The following is a 20,251-nucleotide window of genomic DNA, read 5'->3' on the forward strand; positions in this document are numbered from 1 at the left end:
CGTGCACACGTAGCTTGCTCGGGTCCTTCATCTGGAAGACCCGGTAGGTACGGCCCTTGGGCCCTACCTGCGGTCTTCGCCGGAGACGAGTCTCGGGGCCGAGGAAAACATGAAGGAGGAGCATCATGCGCGCAGCGGTGGTCACCGGCTTCGACAAGCCGCTAGTGGTCAAGGACGTGCCCCTGCCCGAGCCGGGCCCGGGCCAGATCCGGGTACGGATCGAGGCCAGCGGACTATGCCACACCGACATCCACGCCGCTCGTGGCGACTGGCCGGTCAAGCCGACACCGCCGTTCATCCCGGGCCACGAAGGCGTCGGCATCGTCGAGAAGCTCGGCGCGGGGGTCACCGAACACAGCGTCGGCGACCGGGTAGCGATCCCGTGGCTCGGGCACGCCTGCGGAACCTGCGAGTACTGCGTCACTGGCTGGGAGACCCTGTGCCAGGAGCAGCTCAACACGGGCTATGCCATCGACGGCGGTCATGCCGAGTACACCGTCGCGGATGCCCGGTACGTGGTCCGGGTGCCCGACGGCATCGACGCGGCCGAGGCCGCTCCACTGACCTGCGCCGGCGTGACCACCTACAAGGCGATCAAGGTCGCCGGCGTGACCCCGGGCGACCGGGTCGCGGTCTTCGGCATCGGCGGCCTCGGACATCTGGCCCTCCAGTACGCCCAGATCTTCGGCGGGGAGACCGTCGCGATCGACGTGACCGAGGAGAAGCTCGCACTGGCCAAGCAACTCGGGGCCGCCCGCGTGGTCAACGCGATCGCGGTCGACGCCATGTCGCTGACCGATCAGGTCGGCGGAGTGGACGTCGCCATCGTCCTCGCCGCCGATCGGCGTGTCCTCGAGCAGGCGCACGCCTGCCTGCGGCCGGGTGGCCGGCTGGTCCTCGTCTCGCTCCCGAAGGACAACGGGATGACGTTGCCGATTTTCCAGACCGTCCTCAAGGGCATCCGCGTGATCGGCTCGATCGTCGGCACCCGGGCCGACCTCGCCGAGGTCTTCCGGCTGCACGCTGCCGGACGCACCAAGGTCCTCTACGAGACGCGCCCGCTCGACGAGATCAACAAGTCGATCGACGATGTGCTCGCCAGCCGGGTCCCGGCACGGCTGGTGCTGATTCCCTGACGGTCATTCCGGGCTCGGAGGAAGACGAAGGAGGCCGCCGTGTGCCGAACAGGAGTCCGACCGCGAAAGCCCGCACGCACCAATCGTGGACGGCGTCTTCGCGAGCTCGGCTAGGAGACGCCGAACTCGTCCTTCATGACGTTGGCGACCGGCGAATCGGGCCGCACCCTGGGCACACCGTCGACGGTCACGTCGACAACCTCGTCGAAGAACGCGACCAGACCGGCGAGCGGTGACGCGTCAGGCAGCGGGTCGAGGTAGGTCCAGGCCAGATTCTCCCCCACCGCGAACGACAGGTACGTGGCGCGGCCCTTGTACGGGCAGGCCGTCACCATGTCGCTGGGCAGCACCTCCGCCTTGACGTCCTCGCGCGGCAGGTAGAACCGCGGGTACAGCTTCGTCTCGAACACGAGCGTCGGACTGCGCGACTCGGCCAGCAGCACGCCGTCCCGCTCGATACGCACGTGCCGGCTGCTGCGCCGCGCGTCCACGCGGGAGAACGGATCACGCGGGTGCGAGAACACGGGCTCGTCCTCCTCCGTCCAGTCGAACGCGTCGAAGTCGAACACGACATGACCGGCAAGGTCCGCATCGTCCGGACGGAACGCGGCACGCTCACGGACGTCGTCGGCAACGCGGACGTCGTACGCCTGCCCGGGCGTGGAATGCACGGCGAACGGGATGCCGGGATGCAGCACCGGTACGTCGCTCCCCGCAGCCGGCTCGACGGGTACGAGTTCGGCCCGGACATCCCCGTCCGGCACGGCGTACGTGGGCACGATGCGACGCGGTTCCCACAGCAGCAGCGCGGCACGGCTGTCGACGACGATCCGGCCCCCGAGCCTGGCCCGGACCCATTTGTCCGTCGGCTCGTGCCGCAGCACGCCGGACAGCCTCATCATCTCGTCACCGATTTTCAGACTCATGCCGGCAAGTCTTACCCCTGCACCCCTGGCTGGGGCGCCTTCATCAGATTCTCGACTTCCCGCAACGACGCCATCGACGTACGACCCTCGCGCTGTGGACCGCGGACCGGCTGTCCACGCGGTGACCCGGTCAACCCCCTGAACGGGCGGAACCGCTCGATCGGGAAGCCGGATGTCGGCCGCCGTGCGGCCGAAAGTACGGACGGCGGCCGGCGCGGACGGAGCCCTGCGTCGATACATTCATCGCCCGGAAACGGATTAACGATCGACTATCAGCGCAATTCTGGCCCCGCGGGCCTACGGCGCATCACGCACGGTGACGAACACGGCGCGAGCAGCAAGAAGTCTCCAGTTGTACAGTCCGGCGGATTATCCCCGCTAGCCGAGACGGAAGGCCGATGGCCAAGCACCGTGCCAGGGGCGCCCTGCGATGGGAGTGGCCGGCGTTGGCCCTGCTCGCACTGGCGGGGCTCGTGCTGGCCGGCGTCCTCGTCGCGGCCGCTCGCTCCGGGGATACCGGCACGGTGGCCGGGGACAGCTGCGGCCGGCCGGTGCGGGTGGTCGCCGCCAGCTCGTACACGCCGGTCCTCGCCGCCCTCACCCTCGGCCTGCCGCCGGACGACTGCCTGCGGCTGGAGGTGACCGCGGCGGACGGCCGGGCCGCGGCGAAGCGGGCCGGCGACGTGAACGCCGACCTGTGGATCGCCGACGACAGCTCGTGGGCCGCGAGCGCCGGCTCAGTCAGCCTGGCTCAGGCGCCGGCGCTCGGTGCGGGGACGGTGCTGGCAACCAGCCCGATCTACATGGTGACCGACCCGGCCACCGGGGCCCGGCTGAAGAAGGCCGGCGCCGGCTGGCTCGGGCTGGCCGGGCTGGTCCGCGAGAAGACGGCCCGGCTGGTGGTACGTGATCCGGGCGGTTCCGGCGACGGCCTGGTCGGCGCCGGCGCGGTGGCCGAGGCGGTCTGGCTGGACAAGGACATGGACGCCTCAGCGCTCTGGCTGGCCGATGCCAAGCGGACCACCCGCACCGTCATCGGCGACGACCCGGCCATTCCCGCCAAGGGCGGCGAGGTGGGCCTCGTGCCGGAGTACGTGCTGCTGCGCGACCCCGAGGCGGCCCAGAACCGCACTGTCCTGCCCGGCACCGACCACACCGCCCTACTGCGCTACACCTGGCTGCCGCTGGCGGCGGCCGCCGCCGACCCGGCGCGGGCGGCCGCGCTGGAGCGCCTGCGCACGCGGTTGACCAACAACGACGCCGCGGCCGACCTGCGGGCCGCCCGGTTGCGCACCCCGGACACGCGCCGGGTCGTCAGCGGCGAGGACCTGCTGCCGCCGCCCACCGCCGAGCCGTTCGGTGTGCTCGCCCCGCACCACGTCGATCACGTCTTCGCCACCTGGTACGCCGGCGACCGGCGGACGAACCTGCTGGTGGTGGTGGACGTCTCCGGTTCGATGGCGGCACCCGCCGTGGGCTCCACGTCGTCGCGGATCGAGCTGGTCCGGCAGGGCTGCCGCTCGGTGGCCGGCCTGCTCCCGGACGACTCCCGGATGGGCCTGTGGGAGTTCGGCAGCGAACTGGACGGCGGCCGGGACTACCGCTCGCTGCTCGCGATGACGCCGCTGACCCCGCAGCACCGGTCCGCGCTCGCCGGTGCCGTGACCGAGCTCAACTCACGCAAGACCGGCACCGGCCTGTACGACACGATTCTCGCCGCCTACACGTCGGCGCGGGACGCCTACCAAGCAGATGTGCCGAACCAGGTCCTGGTGCTCACCGACGGTCGCAACGAGTCGGACAAGAAGTCGCTGACCGCCGCCCAACTCTCCGCGGCGCTGCAGAAGGTCGCCGACAAGAACCGGCCCGTGCAGCTGAGCGTCGTAACCTTCGGCACGGCCGCGGACGCCAAGGTGGTCAACGACGCGGTCGAGCCAGTCGGCGGGTACGTCGACAACCTGTCCACGGCCACCGAGGTGGCGGCCGTGTTCATCCACGTGGCAGCCGGCGGCCTGCACCATTGAGCAGCTCCGGCTGACCGGGAAACGGGCAGCACGACGACGGTAGTAGTCGGTGCGTCGGCGAGCGAAATCGCCGCTGCCCTCGGGAATCCGGCATGGCGCCGCTCTTCGCCACGATCGAACCCTGGCCGCGGGCTTCAGCGTCGCTTCAGAGCCGTGTCAGCGGTGTCGGCCACGCTGGCGGCGATCGGGGCACACCAGATTTGCCGCGATCGGCCCCCACCTTTCAGGCCAGCTCTATCGGAGGTCCCATGAAGAAGCGGCGGTCGATCGTCTTCACGTTATCCGTCATGCTTGTCGCCACCTCTCTCTCCTTCCTCCAGACCGGACCGGCCCACGCCGCGGCCGAGCCGAACCAGGTCACGAACGTCACGGTCAGCCAGGCGGACGGCTTCACCACCGTGGCCTGGACGCCGGTGGACGGCGCTACCGACTACCAGATCGAGCGCACCGCCGTCGACGCCGACGACTCCCCCACCGCAACTCCCACCGTTGTCGGTGTGTGGCGGCCCAACCGCCAGATCAACAACGGGTCGCCGACCTTCGCGGACGCCGGCTTCAACCCCGGCGATCGGTTCGAGTGGCGGGTGCGCGCCCGGATCGGGACGGCGGAGCAGCCCTACTCGACCCCCGTGTTCGGCACCACGCTCACGCTGTCGGGTGATCCGGGCATCCCCCACGGCCTGCGCACGCAGTGGGAGACCACCCAGGCCGCGCAGTTCACCAGCGACGTCAACGAATTCGCCTACACTGCGGCCGTCGACGAGATGAGCGACCGGGTGCGGGTGGTCGAGATCGGCCGGACCGTCCAGGGCCGGCCGATCAACATGTTCGTCATCGGTCTTCCGGCGCCGCCGGCCACCCCGGCCGCCGTCGCCAAGACCTCGCCGCTGGCGATCAACTGCAACGTGCACGGCAACGAGCCCAGCGACCGGGAGGCGTGCCTGATCATGGCCCGGCAGCTCGCGTTCGGCACCGACGGGCGGACGCTGGACCTGCTCCGCAACACCACCGTGCTGATCATCCCAACGATCAACGGGGACGGCCGGGCCGCGGGCACCCGGGGTAACTCGACCGGGCAGGACTTGAACCGGGACTACTCACTGATCCGGCAGCCGGAGACTGCGGCGTACGTGCGAATGCTCCGCGACTACCGCCCGGTGGCCGGATACGACGGTCACGAGTTCGCCAACAGCCAGGCCGGTGACCTGCCGATGCTGCCGCCGCGGCACCAGAACGTGGCCCAGCCGATCTTCGACGAGTCGCTCGACATGATCGAGAACCACATGTACGTCGAGGGCGCCAAGGCCGGCTGGTGGCCGTGCCCGTACGGCTGCCAGAACGGCGGACCCGTGGGCCTGTCGGAGGAGACCATCCTCCGCAACACCCTCGGCCTGAAGAACACGGTCAACTCGCTGCTGGAGCTGCGCAGTGCCGGCGGCCCGACCCGTCCCGACGAGGCCAACGCGGCGAACAACCGGCGACGCAAGACGTTCTCCGCACTCTGGACGTTCAACTCGTTCCTGGACTTCCACCGCGCCCAACTCCTCAGCATCCAGAAAGCACGCATCGAGGCGATCCAGTTCCAGTCCGGAAACACCGGCCGGATCGTGTTCCGCGGCTCCCGGATCATCCCGGCGCACCCGGCGCCGCACCCGGGTGAGGCGCCGCCGCCCGACGACCAGCCGGGCCCGGGCCAGATCCTGGACAACGCACCGTGCGCCTACAAGCTCACCGACAAGCAGTACAACGGCGGGCGTACGGACGGCCCCGGCGGCATCGGCACCACCGTCGCCCAGCGGATCGCCGATCACGGCTGGAAGGTCGTCCAGGTCGCCGACGGCTTCATCGTGCCGCTGGCCCAGCCCGAGCGTGGCCTGATCCCGTTGCTGTTGGACGGGCAGGCCGCGGAGCCGTGGGTCAGCGGCGAGCGGATCTTCCCGACACTCACCGGCCCGCAACCCGGCCCGCTGACCGTCAACGGGTTCGTCTGCCTGTCGGCAGCCACCGTCAACGGCGGGGTCACCGTGCGCCCCGGCGGGACGCTGATCGCCACCGGCTCCACGATCGGCGGCCCGCTCACGGCCGACAGCGCCGCCGGGGTCTTCCTCGGCAACACTCAGGTGCGTGGTTCGGTCCAGGTCGGCCGCACCGCCGGCCCGGTCTCGCTGATCGGCTCGCCCCTGCTGGGCCAGGTCACCTTGGCCGGCAACATCGACGGCGGCGCGCCGTACCTGGCTGGCAACACCATCGCCAGCACGCTGAGCTGCACGGGCAACGTTCCGGCGCCGATCGACCTCGAGGTCCCCAACAAGGTCATCGGGGCGAAGACGGGGCAATGCGTGGCCTTCTGAGCCCGATCGAGAACCGGCGGAGCAGGTCGACCGACCACCCCGCCGGTTCTCAGATGGACCGACCCGGCCAGGCGCGAGCGGCTCACGGACGTCGGCAACACGGAGGCCGATGCGGCCCGCCCGCTGTGGTCTGTGCCTTCGGTGTGGGCGAGGCATGCTCGTTCCGTGACCTGACGGGACAGCGGGGTGCGGCGATCGATTGCTAGCATCCGGCATCTCAACTGGATCAAGGGCTGGAGCTGGCGTGCGGCGTATCTACAAGTCGGTCGTGGCCGGTCTGGCCCTTTTGCCGGTGGCCCTGCTGACTACCACCGGATCGGCCGCGGCGGCCACCAACTCGCTTACTGTGGCGACCTACGACCGCACCGGCGCCAAGGTCTCCGCTGCGCTGACGGTCGTCAACGTGTCGACCTACCAGGAGTACAAGGGCACCGGCAACAAAACCCGGTGGGTGCTGCCGAAGGGCACCTACGCGATCGTCGGCGACATCTGGACCAGCCGCGACCACAGTGACACGCTGAGTGCCCGCACGGTGATCGTCTCAGGGACCACCAAGACCACACTCGACGCCCGGTGGGGGAAGCCGCTGACGGTCAACCTTGACAAGGCCCCCGGGCCGGCGTTCAACCAGACGCTCAACGCGTTCATCTGCGTAGGGCCGGACACCTTCGGGCAGACGGGGGCCTGGAACAGTCCAGGGAAGCTCTACGTCATTCCGCACAATTCCAAGTATTTGCGGTTCGCCTACTCGTCGGACTGGCAGGATGCCCTGCACAACGAGTCCTACGTCGTGGCCGGCTCCGCCACGACCGTTCCGACGACGCTGACCCACACCTTCCACACGGCGTCGCTCGCCACGCTCACGAACTACATTCGCGCCGGCGCCTCGGCCGGAGACAGCGTGGACCTGCGGATGACCGCGAGCGGCGCGTGCCAGAACGGCAACAGCATCTCGATGTACGGCGGGGAGATGCCGGCCGTGGCCAAGGTGCACGCGCTGGCCGGGACCTGGACCGTGGACACCGACTGGTCCGCGGCGCAGAAGAACGGCGATCAGGCCTTCATCGGCTTCCTCCCGCGTACCGTCAAGCTCGCGGCCGGAAAGTCCTCCGCGCAGGCGCTGCTGAGCTCGGCGTGGGGCCCGGCCCGGGAACTGCCCGCGGTCGGCGGCGGCACGATCAGCTTCGGGACTTCGTCGATGTTCACCGACCCGTCAGCCGGGACATGGGGCGGTGAGGGCAGCGAGCGATCCCTGGTCACCCTCTACGGCCCGGACAACAAGGTGATCAGGGCGCTGTGGCGCACCGACTGGCGCGACGGCGACCCCTGGTTCTCGGCGAACGTGAAGAAGAACGGCTGGTACACCCTCAAGGTCAACGCGCAGCGATACCGGCCGGACCAGACCTACCCGGCGACCCTGCTCTCCACCCGCGCCGACGTGATCTTCCGGATGAACGTGACCGCGAAGGCCCCGGCCCGGACGGCCGACGTGATCATCCCGCAGCTGATACCGCTCGGCCTGAGCCTGACCAACAGCGCGAAACCCGGCACGAAGACCACCGTGCAGATCCGCCCCGACCGGCGCTACCCGGGCCCCGGCAACGGCCTGCGCTTCGGCTCCGTCACGGGCAAGTCCGCCACCCTGCTCTCGTCCTCCGACGGCGGGAAGACCTGGCACCCGGCCGCCGTACGCAAGGTCGGCTCTTCCTGGCAGGCCGTCGTGACCAATCCCGGCCAGGCCGGCTACGTGAGCCTGCGCGCCCGCCTGCTCGCCACCAACGGCCAGTGGGTCGAGGTGACGATCCAGCGGGCATACCGCGTCAGCTGAGCGCTGCGACGCGATCGGCTCGTACAGTTGATCAACGTCGCGGCAGGAGGTTTCAGCGATCCCGACTTGACTGATGCTTATCAATTTTTAACACTCTTACGCATTACCGCCTCTTCCCCGGAGGAATCCCCATGCGTAGGTCAAGATTTTTCACCGCGGCGGCCGTCGTCGTGGTGGCCCTGAGCGCCGGCCTGGCCGTCGCCTCCCGAAGTGATCGAGCCGAAGCGGCCGTCGTCTGGAACGAAGACTTCAACGGCGCGGCCGGCGCCGGCGTCGACACGTCGAAGTGGAGCTTCGACGTCGGCGGCGGCGGCTGGGGCAACCAGGAGCTCGAGTACTACACCAGCGGCACGAGCAACGTCGCCATGGACGGCCAGGGCCACCTGGTCATCACGGCGCGCAAGGGTAGCGGTGGCCACAACGACTGCTGGAACGGCACCTGCCAGTTCACCTCCGGCCGGATTCAGACCGCCGGGAAGTTCACCCAGCAGTACGGCCACATCGAGGCTCGCATCCAGGTCCCCAACGGCTCCGGTCTCTGGCCCGCCTTCTGGATGCTCGGCGGCGGCAACTGGCCGACCGACGGCGAGATCGACATCATGGAGGTCGTCGGCCGGGACCCCAACCGGCTGTACGGCACGCTGCACGGCCCCGGCTACTCCGGCGGCAACGGGTACGGCGCCAATATCGTCGCCGGCTCGCCGTGGTACGCGGCCTTCCACAACTACGCCGTGGACTGGTCGCAGAACCAGATCGTCTGGACCGTGGACGGTCAGGAATACTTCCGGGCCACCCCGGCCTCGCTGCAAGCCGCCAAGGGCAACGTGACCTGGGTCTACAACCATCCGTTCTTCATCATCCTCAACCTGGCGGTCGGCGGTAACTTCGGCCAGGGCAACCCGGCGGGCCTGCCCGCCGAGAGCAAGATGCTGATCGACTACGTACACGTCAGCACCTCGAACTCCACGCCGCCGCCGACCGGCAACGCACTCAAGTCCAACCTGAGCGGCCGCTGCATCGACATTCCGGGCGCCAACCCGGTGGATGGAGCCCGGCTGCAGACGTATGACTGCAACGGCACTGCCGCGCAGCAATGGACGGCGAACAGCGACGGCACGATGCGTGCCATGGGCAAGTGCATGGACCCGGCCGGCGGCGCACTCACCAACGGCACACCGATCCAGCTGGTCACCTGCAATGGCAACCCGGTACAGCGGTTCACCCTGTCGGCCGCCGGCGACCTGGTGAACGTATCCGCCAACAGGTGCGTCGACGTGAAGGACCGCAACACCGCCAACGGCGCCCAGCTCCAGCTCTGGGACTGTACCGGCGGCTCCAACCAGAAGTGGACCCGCGCCTGATCTGTTGATCGGCCTTCCTTGCCGGCCCGGGAGTGTCGCTGAGCGGCCTCCCGGGTTCAATCCCCCTTCGGGCCGTGCCGACGCGTTCGAGCGGCGATTCGGCCTCGGCCCGCCGCCTGCCTGGCCGGACGGGACGGCTTTAGAGCCAGTCGTTCTCTGTGGCTATTCGGATTGCGTGGATTCGGTTTCGGGCGTTGAGCTTGTCTGTTGCTGATGCCAGGTAGTTGCGGACCGTGCCGTGGGTCAGGAAGAGGCGTTCGGCGATCTCTCGCGGGTCGAATCCCTCGGAGTGCAGGCGCAGCACGTCGGTCTCGCGGGGCGTCAACGGGCTGGGGCGGGCGTCCAGTGCCGCCACCGCGACGGCCGGGTCGATCACCCGGGCGCCGCGATGGATCTCCCGGACGGCGCGGATCAGGTCGACGGCCGGTGTGTGCTTGGCCAGGAATCCGGATACGCCCGCGTCGAGGGCGGTCCGCAGGTTGGCCGGCTGGGCCAGCGCGGTGAGGATCAGCACCCGGCAACTGGGGACATCCGTTCCCAATTGGCGGGCGGCGGTCAATCCGTCCTGGCCGGGGAGGTCGATGTCGACGATGGCGACGTCCGGCTGCCAGCGCCTCGCGGCGGGCAGGATCTGGTCGCCGTGCGATACCTGGGCGACCACCTGCATGTCCTGCTCGAGGTCGAGAACGGCCACCAGGGTGTCCCGCAGGATCGCGGTGTCCTCCGCAAGCAAGATTGAGATCATGCCGGCAGCGCCTGGCTCACCGCGCGGATCTGAGCCGACGGGACCATGGCCGTCAGCGTGAACTCCTCGCCGTCGATCCGGGTGTTCAGCGAGCCGTGTACGGCGGACAGGCGTTCCGACATGTTCGTCAGTCCGTGCCCGGGCTCACCCCCGGTGGCCGGTGTCACGCCGTCGTTCGTCACCACCAGGGTGATCGTCTCGCCGGTGCGGGTCAGCCGGATGCGGCAGCAGGTCGCGCGGCTGTGCCGCAGGACGTTGGTGACCGCCTCGCGCAGGACGGCGGCCACGGCGTCGAGGTCAGGCAGATCGGGATCGACGTCGAACTCCGCGCGCAGGTCGGCCGCGGCCAAGCTCTGCCGGGCCGTGGCGACCTCGGTGGCGACGGAGAAAGTGACCCGGTCGCCACTGACGGCGTCGACGTCGGTGGCGACCAGCCGGGCCAGGTGCAGGGCCTGGATCGCCTCGCGGCGCGATCGGGCTCGATCTTGGCCGGCGAGGGCGGCCACGAGGTCGGTCTTCAACCCGATCGTCGAGAGTCCCAGCCCGAGCTTGTCGTGAGCGTCCCGGGCCAGGCGGAGACGCTCCCGCACCCGAGCGGCGGCGGCGATCTGTTCCTGGACCTCCTCCAGTTGCGCCGCCGTCTGGGTCAGCCGGGCGAGCCCGAAGATCAGCAAGGACGCCGCCGCGACCGTGGCGCCGGCGTACGTCGCCCAGGTGATCGTCTCGAGGAGGGTGCGCGGCTCGGGCGCGGGGTCGGCTAGCGCGAGGACCGGCAGCCCCAGCACGACCGCGCCCAGCAGCAGCCATCGGCTCCAGTGCCGGATGAGCAGCAGCCCGCTGGCCGCCAGGAACGCCAGGAAGTTCAGGCTCGAGGCGCCGGTCGTCGGGTAGAACGCCAGGCACAGGGCCGCGAGGAGCGCGAGGGTCAGCGGCCAGGCGCCCGGCCGGTGGTTTTCGGTCGTGGTGGAGTGCCGAAGCTGAAGAAGCACCACCACCGCGGCGACGAGGACCGCGGCCAGGTCGACCAGGACGCCGGGCCGGGGCTTGGCGACCGGCACGATGACGTTCACCAGGTACTGCGCGGCGAACAGCAGCAGCATCGCGACGGTGATGGCCCGGGCGAGCCGCGGGGCCACGGGACCGGGCCGGCCCGGTCTCACCCGGAGGGTGCTCTCGGGCAGATCGACAACCAGGCGCCGTACGTCCTCGGCAGCGTCACGCGCCGAGCGGCCGGCCTCACTGATGAGCTCCCGCGTCCGCTCGGCGCTCCCCGCATCGAGCGCGGCCTCGATGCGCTCGGCGATGCGGTGCAGACGGGTCTGGACGGTCTCGCGCAGATGCGTGGTCGCGGCGAGTCGCTGCTGCGTCACCTCCAGGCCGGCCAGTGCGTCGCGGTCGGCGTCCAGGGCGTCGACGTGATCGGCCAGCCGGCTCAGGCCGTACAGGATCAGGCTCTGGTTGGCGAACGCGACGAGCAACCACGTGACCGAGTTGACCCGCGGCTCGTACGGCAGGCCCACCACCAGCCACAGGGCGATTTCGAGACCCACCAAGAGGGCGTACGCCGGGACAGCCGCGCGGCTGGGAAGCAGAAGCAGGACCAGGCCGGCCAGCAGACCGGACACCCCACCTACCCAGTGCGTCCCGAATATGGCGAACGGAACGACGGTGAGAACCGCCTGCGCGGCGAGGAGCACGCCCGGCCGACGCATCCATGGGCCACGCCGCCATCCGCTGGCGTACCACGCGGGGAGCACGTACATGGCCAGCACGAAGGGGACGTAGGCGGCGTCCGGGTGCGGGAACGCGTCGAACGCCCGGCCGAGCATCGCGCATGCCAGCACCACCAGTACCAGACTCCGTGCGCTGACGCGTCGGCCGTACGGCGGCATGGGCACCTCTCGCGGCGGTCAGGTCGGTGGATCTCCCGACTGTGGCACGCGTGCCCCTGGGCACGGTAGTGCGAAACGCATACCCCAGGCATGCGAAACGCCCCGGGAGCGGGTGTAGCACGGCACTGCCCCGGCGCGGATCGCCGATGGGACGGTGACCCGGCGAACACATCCCCACTCAGGAGGAACCACCTTGCAGACCGAAACCGACCTCGTCATCCGCCGCAGCTACCCGGCCTCGCCGGAGCGGATCTTCCGGCTCTGGACCACCCCGGACGGCATTGCCGCCTGGTGGGCCCCGGACGGGTTCACCACCACCGTCGACCGCCTCGACCTGCGTCCTGGAGGCGCGCTGGACTACACGATGACCGCCACCGGGCCGGCGCAGATCGCCTTCATGGAGAAGGCCGGGATGCCGCTGTCGACCCGCTCGCACAAGAAGTTCATCGAGGTGGTGGAGCCGGCCCGGCTGGCGTACACGTCGCTGATCGACTTCGTTCCCGGCGTCGATCCGTACGAGCACCGCACCGTCGTCACCCTCGAGCCGACGCCGACCGGCACCGACGTCGAGATGCGCCTCGAACCGCTGCACGACCAGGACTGGACCGAACGGATTCTCGCCGGTCGCGCCAACGAACTCGACAACCTCGATCGCCTGATCACCGGCAAGGAGTAGCCATGAAAATCACGGTATGGATCGCATCGTCCCTGTTGGCGTTCGCGTTCCTCCTCGTCGGCGGAGGCAAATTGCTGGCATCGGCAGCCGACCTCCAGCAGATGTCCGAAGGAGTACCTGTCGCCCTGCTGAAACTCGCCGGCGCCGCCGAGGTGCTGGGCGCGATCGGTCTGGTGGTGCCGGCGGCAACGCGCATCATGCCGGTTCTGACGCCCATCGCGGCAACCGGGCTGGTTATCACCATGGTCGGCGCAACAATCGCCAACATCGCCATCGGTCAGCCCTCCGGCGCCGTTCTCCCCATCGTTCTCGGCACGTTCGCGACCCTCGTGGCCTGGGTCCGTTTCGGACCCGTCGCCGTCGAACCTCGGGGTAGCAGCCTCGCCTCCGACCCCCGCACGTCGAGGGCGGCCAGACTTGCCGCACCTTCGATACCGCGTCGCGAAAGCTGAAGAGCCGGCAACCACCGCGCCGGCAGAGCCAGGAGATGACCCGCCACCGAACACGCGGTGCCGGGTCATCTCGCGCGACCACCTGACGAGAATCCGGTGTGCGCCGTAGTCATGCGCCCGGACCGCCTATGGCCGCGTCCGGCTCGAGATCGGCGGGCCGCCGGCCATCGCAAGGTCCGGCATCGGCGGACAGCGGGGTGGGCCCGTGCCGCTCGCCGGCACGGGCCCACCCTTTCCCTAGGTGGTGCTCATCTGCGCAGGAGGCGGTCTCCGGGGTTGCAGAACTGGCCGGTGAAGAACGTGCTGCCCGGCACACATCGCCACATGCTCGGGTTCGTCCAGCTCGGCGCGAGACGGATCTGGGTGGTTTGTTCGAGGGCGTAACCGTCGGCGAGCAGCTTCGCTTCGCTGTAGGCGGTGCCCACCAGGGTGACGCCGATCGGGTTACGGCCGGTGGATCCGGTGCCGTAGCCGGCCGGGATGGTCAATGCCGGGTAGCCGGCGCGGTCCGCGACGTTGATCAAGGTGTTGCCGGTCGGGACGAGCACGGCGTCGAAGTCGTCGGACAGGTCGCCGGGTGTGCCGTTGCCGAGGACCCCGTCGATGACGGCCCGGCTGGCGGTCTTGCCGGTGGTGAGATTCGCGGTGTACGAGGCCAGCGTGGCTGGGTCGGTCAGGTCGACGGCTTGGTCGGTGACCAGCTGGGTCTGCTGGTACTTGAGTCCCTCGACGGGGTGTGCGTCGTTGTAGTCGATGATCTCCTGAAGCGATCCGGCGGCCCGGCTGCCCTTGGCGAAACGACTGTCTAGGTAGGCGTTCAGGTCTCGCTTGAATTCGGTGTGCACGATGCTCGGTGTGTCAGGTGCGGATCCGATCGTGACCTGAACCGTTGTCGCGCCGGCGGCCTGCAGGGCCGAAACCATGGCCGGGTACGGGCCGGTGGCGCCGGAGATGACCGCGATCCGCTTGCCCGCCAACGCGTTCGGGGTGAGCCCGGCGGTGTAGTCGGCGACCGGCGAGGTGGAGCCGGCGGGATCGGACCGGTCCTTGCCGGCAAGCGCGTTGAGCGTCATCGCAGCGTCGTAGACCGACCGGGTCAGCGGGCCCGGCGAATCCTGCGACTTCGCGACCGGCAACACACCGGTCCGGCTGACCAGACCCACCGTCGGCTTCAGGCCGACAATGCCGGCCGCGTCCGCCGGGGCCAGCAACTGCGCCGTGTCCGTGGAGGTCTCCATACCGATGGTCAGAGCCGCCAGGCCGGAGGCCGTCGCCGCCGCCGAGCCGCCGGACGAGCCGGCCGGGGTCTTGTCGGTGTCCGAAGGCAGCAGGACCTGCCCGCCCAGCGACGAATACCCCTTGGGCATGGTGCCGGAGAAGACGCCGTTCAGTTCGCTGACGTTGGTCTTGCCCAGGATGAGCGCGCCCGCCTCCGCCAGCTTCGCCACCACCGTCGAGTCCTTCGCCGGTTTCAGGTTCTGCAGCGCGATGGAGCCGCCGGTGGTGGGCATCGACGTGGTGTCGAAGGAGTCGTCGAGGAGCACCGGCAGGCCGAGCAACGCCCCCGGTGGCTTGGGCTTCTTGCCGTGCTTCTTGTCGTCGCGATACTTCTCGAAGACCTTGTCGGCCTCCCTGGCATCCTTCAACACGTCCGGGTTGAGGCCCCGGACGGCCTGGGTGGCGGGCCCTTCGGCGTTGGTCAGGGCAATGCGATAGAGGTACGCCTTCGTCAGGTCGACGGCCGAGATCTTGCCGTCGAGCAGTCTCGCCCGCAGGCCGGCCGCGGTCTCGGTCTCGAGCGAGAACGGCAGCGACGCCGGGCGTCCGCCGAGCATCCGCATGACCTGGTCGTACGTCGGGTTGCAGTCACCACGGGCGGCGAACGGCTGCGCCGGGACAGTCTGCGCGCACCGGTACATGCTGGGGTTCACCATGCCCGGGGTTTGCCGCAGCTTCGTCGCCTGCTCGATGGTGTACGCGACGCCCAGCAGGTTGCGCTCGTCGTAGGCGTTGCCGTGCACGCTCACGTTCACGGTGCGCCGGGTCGTCGCGTTGTACCCCATCGGGACGGTGATCTGCGGGTACCCGGCCCGAGGACCGTTGGACACGCTGCCGAGGATGGCGATGAAGTCGTCGGTGGGGTCGTCGAGGGTGTCGTTGGCCATCATCCGGTCGATGCCCTGGTGCGAGAGCTGCTTGCCGGCCACCAGATCGTTCCGGTACTGGGCGGCGTCCGCCGAGTCCGGGTCGGTGTTCAGCGCGAGGGCGGACTGGTGCGTGCTGTTGCCGAACTTGAGGGCCTCGTGCTCCTCGCTCTGGTTGACGGCGACTTCCTCGGCGAGGCTGTTGATCGGGGCCTGCGGCCCGAGGTGCTGGTAGTAGTGGTCGATGTCGCGGTGCGCTTCCCAGCTCAACACGCTGCCGGGCACGCCGGCCGGGCTGATGACCGGGCGCTCGACCATGATCGCGCGGGCCTGGGTCAGCGCGTCGTACGCGAGCTTCAGGGGGCTTCCGTCGGTCAGCGTGCCGTTGTAGCCGATCCGCTTACCGCGGACGAAGTTGAGGTCCAGTGCGGACAGATAGTTGGGCAGCTGGTGCGGCACCGGCGGAACGATGTCGGCGTCGTTCACGCCCGGCCCCCAGATCCCGGCGTAGTACGCCTCGTTCTCCGGGTCGTACCCCGACATCGTCTGCAGCAGCAGCGCGGCGTCGCTCACCGTGCGGACCATCGTGCCGGCCGTGTCCTGCGAGGCCGAGATCGGTGCGATGCCGTACCCCGGCACCAGGCCCACCGTCGGCCGCAGGCCCACGATGCCCTGTGTGGAGGAAGGCGAGATGATCGACCCGGAGGTCTCCGTGCCGATGACGAGGGTGGCCAGCGAGGCCGCGGCCGCGGCGCCGCTGCCGGACGACGAGCCGCTCGGGTTCTGATCGGCGTCGATGGCGTTGACCACCTGGCCGGTGAGGTTGGAGAAGCCCGAGGGCTGGTTGCCGAAGAAGTTGGCGTACTCGGACAGTCCGAGCTTGCCGAGGATGACGACGCCGTTCGCCCGCAACTTCTTGACCAGGCCCGCATCCTCGGCCGGGTAGGAGTCGCGCAGCGAGAAGTTGCCGGCCGAGGTGTACATGCCCTTGACGTCGATGAGGTCCTTCATCAGCACCGGCAGGCCCATCGCCGGGCTGAGCTTGACCCCCCTGGCCCGCAGCTTGTCATAGCGCGCCGCCTCGGCAAGCGCGTCCCTGTTCAGCTGGGTGACGGCGTTGAGACCGGGGCCCCTCTTGTTCAGGGCGTCGATCCGGTCCAGGTACATCTTCGTGAGTTCGACGGAGGTCAACTTGCCGGCGTCCATCATGGCCTCGAGTTGCAGCCCGGTGACGCGCTCAAGATCGATCTGCGGAGGCTTGCGATGCGAGGTGGCCGCGGCGGGCCCGCCCACCGCGAGCGTCAGAGGAACCGCCACGGCCAGGCTGAGCAGGGATGTCACGGCACGAGCAGGTCGGTGCACGGATACTCCTTAGTCCCGTATGGAGCTGGTGCAGCCTCCCGACCCTAAAATTGATCAATTACCGCCGTATTTCGGCCGTGGGTCTCTCCCTGCCCCGGCGTTACCCCCGGGTCACGTCGCATGCCGATCACCGGCCGGCGAGGACCGCCAGCGGATCATGGTGCAGGGGCTTCCAGCCGAGGTCGTTGTGCGCGCGGGCGGAGCTGAACCGCTGGTCGAGCGCGAACGCGTCGGCGATCGGGCCCATTTGCTCGCGGGCCTGTTCCAGAGTGATTGAGGTCGTGGATCCGGCGCCGACGACTTCGGCGACCTCCCGCGCGGTCGGCCCGACGCCACCCACACCGAGGTAGACAGCGCCGGCCGGGGCGCCCAACGCGGCCGCGTACAGGGTGGCGATGTCATCCACGTGGATCAGCGCCCAGTTGTTGGTTCCGTCGCCGATGTACGGCACGGCGCCCGTCTCGCGACCGGGCTGGGTGAAGAAGTAGTCGATGAGGCGGTTCTCGCCCCCGTAGACCAGGCCGGGTTGGACGATCACCGCGTGCTGGCCGCGTTCGAGGACCGCGTCCTCGACCTGCTTGCGCCAGGCGACGACCGGCGGCGGGTTCCACGGCGCGGTCTCGTCGACGATCCCGTTGGTGTCGCCGTAGACCCAGCTGCCGCCGGTGTGCACATACAGGCCCGAGCCGACCCCGTCCATCATCGCCAGGGCGGCGGTGAGGTCTTCCTGAGCGGTGGATGCCTGGGCGAGGTGGATGACCGCGTCGGCTGCGGCTGCGGCGTGGCGCAGCACGCCAGGGTCGCTCAGCGCGCCGCTGACCGGCTCGGCGCCGTGCCGGCGGACAGCCTCGGCGGCGCTGCCGGTGCGGGCCAGTGCGTTGACCTGGTGTCCGCAGACGTTCAGCGCGTCGATGGTGGCTCGGCCGATGTACCCGGATCCGCCGGTGAGAAAGACCTTCACGTGGTGCTCCTTCATTCGGATTCGCACCACCAGCGTGACGGCGAGGCCGGGCGAGCGTCCAAGACCTGTTCCGGCTTCTGTGATACCCCTGGGGCATCAGCGAAGGGAAGGCGGTTCAGTCCGATCGGGTGCGCGCAGGGCGTTTTGCCCGCGCCCCGACCAGGTCATACGCTGAGCTGTATCGACGTTGACCTGCGCAAGCTGCGCTATTTCGAGGCGGTCGCTCGGCACCTGCATTTCGGGCGTGCCGCCGCCGAGCTGCACATCGCCCAGCCGGTGCTGTCCCGGCAGATCCGGGCGTTGGAGAGCGAGCTGCACGTCCAGCTGTTCCGCCGCGACCGCCGCGCCACCGAGCTGACCGATGCCGGCCGTCAGCTGCTTACCGACGCCGTTCCCCTGCTCACCTCGGCCACCGCGTTGCAGCGCCGGGTCGCCCAGGCGGCGCGCGGCGAGGCCCGGCTGGTGGTGGCGTTCATGCCGGGCCTGATCGTCACCGACGCGATCCGGCGCCTGCGCCGCAACCATCCCCACCTCACCGTTGAGGTGTTGCGCACCACCTGGGACGACCAGGTTGCGGTATTGCACGACGGCCGCGCCGACATCAGCTACCTGCGGCTGCCCGCGCCGACCGAGGGGCTGGCCGTGCGGCAACTGTTCACTGAACCCCGCGTGGTGGTCCTACCGGCTGACCATCCACTGGCCGGCAAGGAGCAGGTGTCGGTCCGGGATCTGGCCGGAGAAACGCTGCTGCAGCGTCCGGACGCGGTCCCGGAGTGGCGGGATGTCGCCACCGTGGCGGCGGTGGCCACGCCGACGTCGGTGGTCGAGGAAAAGCTGGAGAACGTGGCCTCCGGCCTTGGCATCGCCGTACTGCCGCTGTCGACGGCCCGGTTCTACATCCGCCCCGACGTGGTACACGTGCCGGTGACCGACATCTCGCAGAACCGGGTGGTGGTGGCGTGGCTGCGCGAGCGGCGTGAACCGTTGCTGGCGGAGTTCGCCGCGCTCGCCTGACCTGCGTCCCCCGGGCACCTGGCGGCGCTGACCGCGAAGCCGCCTCGCTGGGTGTTCCCGCAGATCCGACGAACAGCGAGCCGCAGTTATCGGCAGCGCCGGCGCGGCGCGTCAGGACAGATCGTCGTGCCTGCGCCTGTCAGGCGACCGGCGTCAGGTTGCGCACGTCACGCATCGCGGCCGCCCACGTCTCGAGCTGGCCGAACATGGTGCCGGCAAAGTTGCCGTGCGCCTCGGCCGGCTTGAAGACCGAATAGTTCTCGAAGTCGGTCAGCATCGAGAAGCTGATCTGCTGCTGCACGTGGGCGATCTGCAGCTCACTCAGTACGCCGCGCAGGTGCTCGATCGCACGGGCGCCGCCGACGACGCCGTAGCTCACGAACGCCGCAGCCTTGTTGTTCCACTCGGCGTAGAGATAGTCGATTGCGTTCTTGAGCACGCCCGACGTCGAGTGGTTGTACTCCGGCGTCACGAAGACGAAGCCGTCGTACTCGGCGATTTTCGACGCCCACGCCTTGGTGTGGTCGCCGGCCGGCTCCAGCCCGGCGCGAGGAGACATCGGCTCGTCGAAGTGCGGCAGCGGGTAGTCCAGCAGGTCGATGAGCTCGTAGTCGGCGCCGTCGCGGCCCGCGGCCTGGGCGAGGACCCAGTCGGCGACGGCTTTGCCGTTGCGGCCGGGCCGGGTGCTACCGAGGATCACGGCGATCGTCAGGTTGGGCATGGTGTCGTTCCTCCGTCGATGACATGAACGTTCATGCGTCACCATAGCGCGAGTCACATGAACGTTCATGTGATCCGATACACTGCCGGCATGACAGGGCTGAGCGACGAGGAGCTGAACGTCTGGCACTCGATCCACGCGGTGTTGCTGCTCCTGCCGACCGCCCTCGACCGCCAACTGCAACGCGACTCGAATATCAGCTACCTCGAGTACTACGTGCTCGCCGGCCTTTCTGAGCTGCCCGAGCGCACCGGACGCCTCAGCGACCTGGCTGTGCTCACCAACGCGGAGCTCTCACGCATCTCCCACCTCATCGCCCGGCTGGAAAAACGTGGTCTGGTCCGCCGTCAACCCGACCCGGCCGACGGCCGCTACACCAACGCCGTTCTCACCGACCCAGGTTGGGAACTGGTAAAAGCCGCCGCGCCCGGCCACACCGACGCCGTACGCCACCTGATTTTCGGCGGCCTCGACGAGACCGCCCGCCGTGCCCTGGGCCAGAGCATGGACCGTATCGTCGCCGCCCTCACCCGATCCGGCACGGACCTGCCCTGGCCCAAGTCGCCGCACGGCGACACATAGCCAATCGATTGCCCATTCGCCAACGAGGTGAGGCTCGGGCCGACCGAGCGCGCGGCTGACCGGCCGGACACTCCTG

General features: G+C 69.3%; 15 protein-coding genes. 9 read left to right on the forward strand and 6 right to left on the reverse strand.

Annotated features, from left to right (window positions below; genetic code table 11):
- The first annotated feature begins 125 nt into the window (after positions 1 to 125).
- Complete coding sequence (gene adhP / locus A3CQ_RS0105040) at positions 126 to 1,136, forward strand: alcohol dehydrogenase AdhP (RefSeq protein ID WP_026205326.1); 1,011 nt, start codon at positions 126 to 128, stop codon at positions 1,134 to 1,136.
- 110 nt (positions 1,137 to 1,246) lie between these two features.
- On the opposite strand, the gene A3CQ_RS0105045 is transcribed toward adhP, so the two are convergent.
- Positions 1,247 to 2,062, reverse strand: a complete 816-nt coding sequence (locus tag A3CQ_RS0105045) for a DUF427 domain-containing protein (protein WP_020509824.1) — start codon at positions 2,060 to 2,062, stop codon at positions 1,247 to 1,249.
- 398 nt (positions 2,063 to 2,460) lie between these two features.
- On the opposite strand from A3CQ_RS0105045, the gene A3CQ_RS0105050 reads away from it, so the two are divergent.
- The 4 genes from A3CQ_RS0105050 (at position 2,461) to A3CQ_RS0105065 (ending at position 9,626) form a co-directional block, all read left to right on the forward strand.
- Positions 2,461 to 4,086 (forward strand): VWA domain-containing protein, encoded by a 1,626-nt coding sequence (locus tag A3CQ_RS0105050; protein ID WP_020509825.1) that lies wholly within the window; start codon positions 2,461 to 2,463, stop codon positions 4,084 to 4,086.
- A 248-nt stretch (positions 4,087 to 4,334) separates the two neighbouring features.
- Entirely contained in the window at positions 4,335 to 6,437 is a 2,103-nt protein-coding gene (locus A3CQ_RS0105055; RefSeq protein ID WP_020509826.1) for a M14 family zinc carboxypeptidase, read from the forward strand.
- Between the two features lie 244 nt (positions 6,438 to 6,681).
- On the forward strand, positions 6,682 to 8,265 hold the full coding sequence (locus A3CQ_RS0105060) for a hypothetical protein (RefSeq protein WP_020509827.1): 1,584 nt from the start codon (positions 6,682 to 6,684) through the stop codon (positions 8,263 to 8,265).
- Positions 8,266 to 8,396: 131 nt separating this feature from the next.
- A complete protein-coding gene (locus A3CQ_RS0105065) occupies positions 8,397 to 9,626 on the forward strand; it encodes a glycoside hydrolase family 16 protein (RefSeq protein ID WP_026205327.1) in 1,230 nt (409 codons plus the stop codon).
- A gap of 139 nt (positions 9,627 to 9,765) precedes the next feature.
- On the opposite strand, the gene A3CQ_RS0105070 is transcribed toward A3CQ_RS0105065, so the two are convergent.
- Both A3CQ_RS0105070 and A3CQ_RS51570 read right to left on the reverse strand, forming a co-directional pair.
- Positions 9,766 to 10,371: a response regulator transcription factor gene (locus A3CQ_RS0105070; RefSeq protein ID WP_020509829.1), complete on the reverse strand. Its 606-nt coding sequence runs from the start codon at positions 10,369 to 10,371 to the stop codon at positions 9,766 to 9,768.
- Positions 10,368 to 12,218 (reverse strand): sensor histidine kinase, encoded by a 1,851-nt coding sequence (locus tag A3CQ_RS51570; RefSeq protein ID WP_157295302.1) that lies wholly within the window; start codon positions 12,216 to 12,218, stop codon positions 10,368 to 10,370. The genes A3CQ_RS0105070 and A3CQ_RS51570 overlap by 4 nt, the downstream gene beginning before the upstream one ends.
- 238 nt (positions 12,219 to 12,456) lie before the next feature.
- Here A3CQ_RS51570 and A3CQ_RS0105080 point away from each other — a divergent pair, with 238 nt between their 5' ends.
- Both A3CQ_RS0105080 and A3CQ_RS51575 read left to right on the forward strand, forming a co-directional pair.
- Complete coding sequence (locus A3CQ_RS0105080; RefSeq protein WP_020509831.1) at positions 12,457 to 12,939, forward strand: SRPBCC family protein; 483 nt, start codon at positions 12,457 to 12,459, stop codon at positions 12,937 to 12,939.
- 2 nt (positions 12,940 to 12,941) lie between these two features.
- On the forward strand, positions 12,942 to 13,391 hold the full coding sequence (locus tag A3CQ_RS51575; protein ID WP_020509832.1) for a DoxX family protein: 450 nt from the start codon (positions 12,942 to 12,944) through the stop codon (positions 13,389 to 13,391).
- Positions 13,392 to 13,639: 248 nt separating this feature from the next.
- On the opposite strand, the gene A3CQ_RS57105 is transcribed toward A3CQ_RS51575, so the two are convergent.
- Complete coding sequence (locus A3CQ_RS57105; protein WP_157295304.1) at positions 13,640 to 16,897, reverse strand: amidase family protein; 3,258 nt, start codon at positions 16,895 to 16,897, stop codon at positions 13,640 to 13,642.
- A 127-nt stretch (positions 16,898 to 17,024) separates the two neighbouring features.
- On the reverse strand, positions 17,025 to 17,858 hold the full coding sequence (locus tag A3CQ_RS0105095) for an NAD-dependent epimerase/dehydratase family protein (RefSeq protein ID WP_026205328.1): 834 nt from the start codon (positions 17,856 to 17,858) through the stop codon (positions 17,025 to 17,027).
- 144 nt (positions 17,859 to 18,002) lie between these two features.
- On the opposite strand from A3CQ_RS0105095, the gene A3CQ_RS0105100 reads away from it, so the two are divergent.
- On the forward strand, positions 18,003 to 18,872 hold the full coding sequence (locus A3CQ_RS0105100) for a LysR family transcriptional regulator (protein WP_020509835.1): 870 nt from the start codon (positions 18,003 to 18,005) through the stop codon (positions 18,870 to 18,872).
- A 139-nt stretch (positions 18,873 to 19,011) separates the two neighbouring features.
- On the opposite strand, the gene A3CQ_RS0105105 is transcribed toward A3CQ_RS0105100, so the two are convergent.
- Entirely contained in the window at positions 19,012 to 19,593 is a 582-nt protein-coding gene (locus A3CQ_RS0105105) for an NADPH-dependent FMN reductase (RefSeq protein WP_020509836.1), read from the reverse strand.
- Positions 19,594 to 19,683: 90 nt separating this feature from the next.
- Here A3CQ_RS0105105 and A3CQ_RS0105110 point away from each other — a divergent pair, with 90 nt between their 5' ends.
- On the forward strand, positions 19,684 to 20,175 hold the full coding sequence (locus A3CQ_RS0105110) for a MarR family winged helix-turn-helix transcriptional regulator (protein WP_157295306.1): 492 nt from the start codon (positions 19,684 to 19,686) through the stop codon (positions 20,173 to 20,175).
- The last annotated feature ends 76 nt before the right edge of the window (positions 20,176 to 20,251 follow it).

It is taken from the genome of Paractinoplanes globisporus DSM 43857 (assembly GCF_000379645.1).
Classification (GTDB): Bacteria; Actinomycetota; Actinomycetes; order Mycobacteriales; family Micromonosporaceae; genus Actinoplanes; species Actinoplanes globisporus.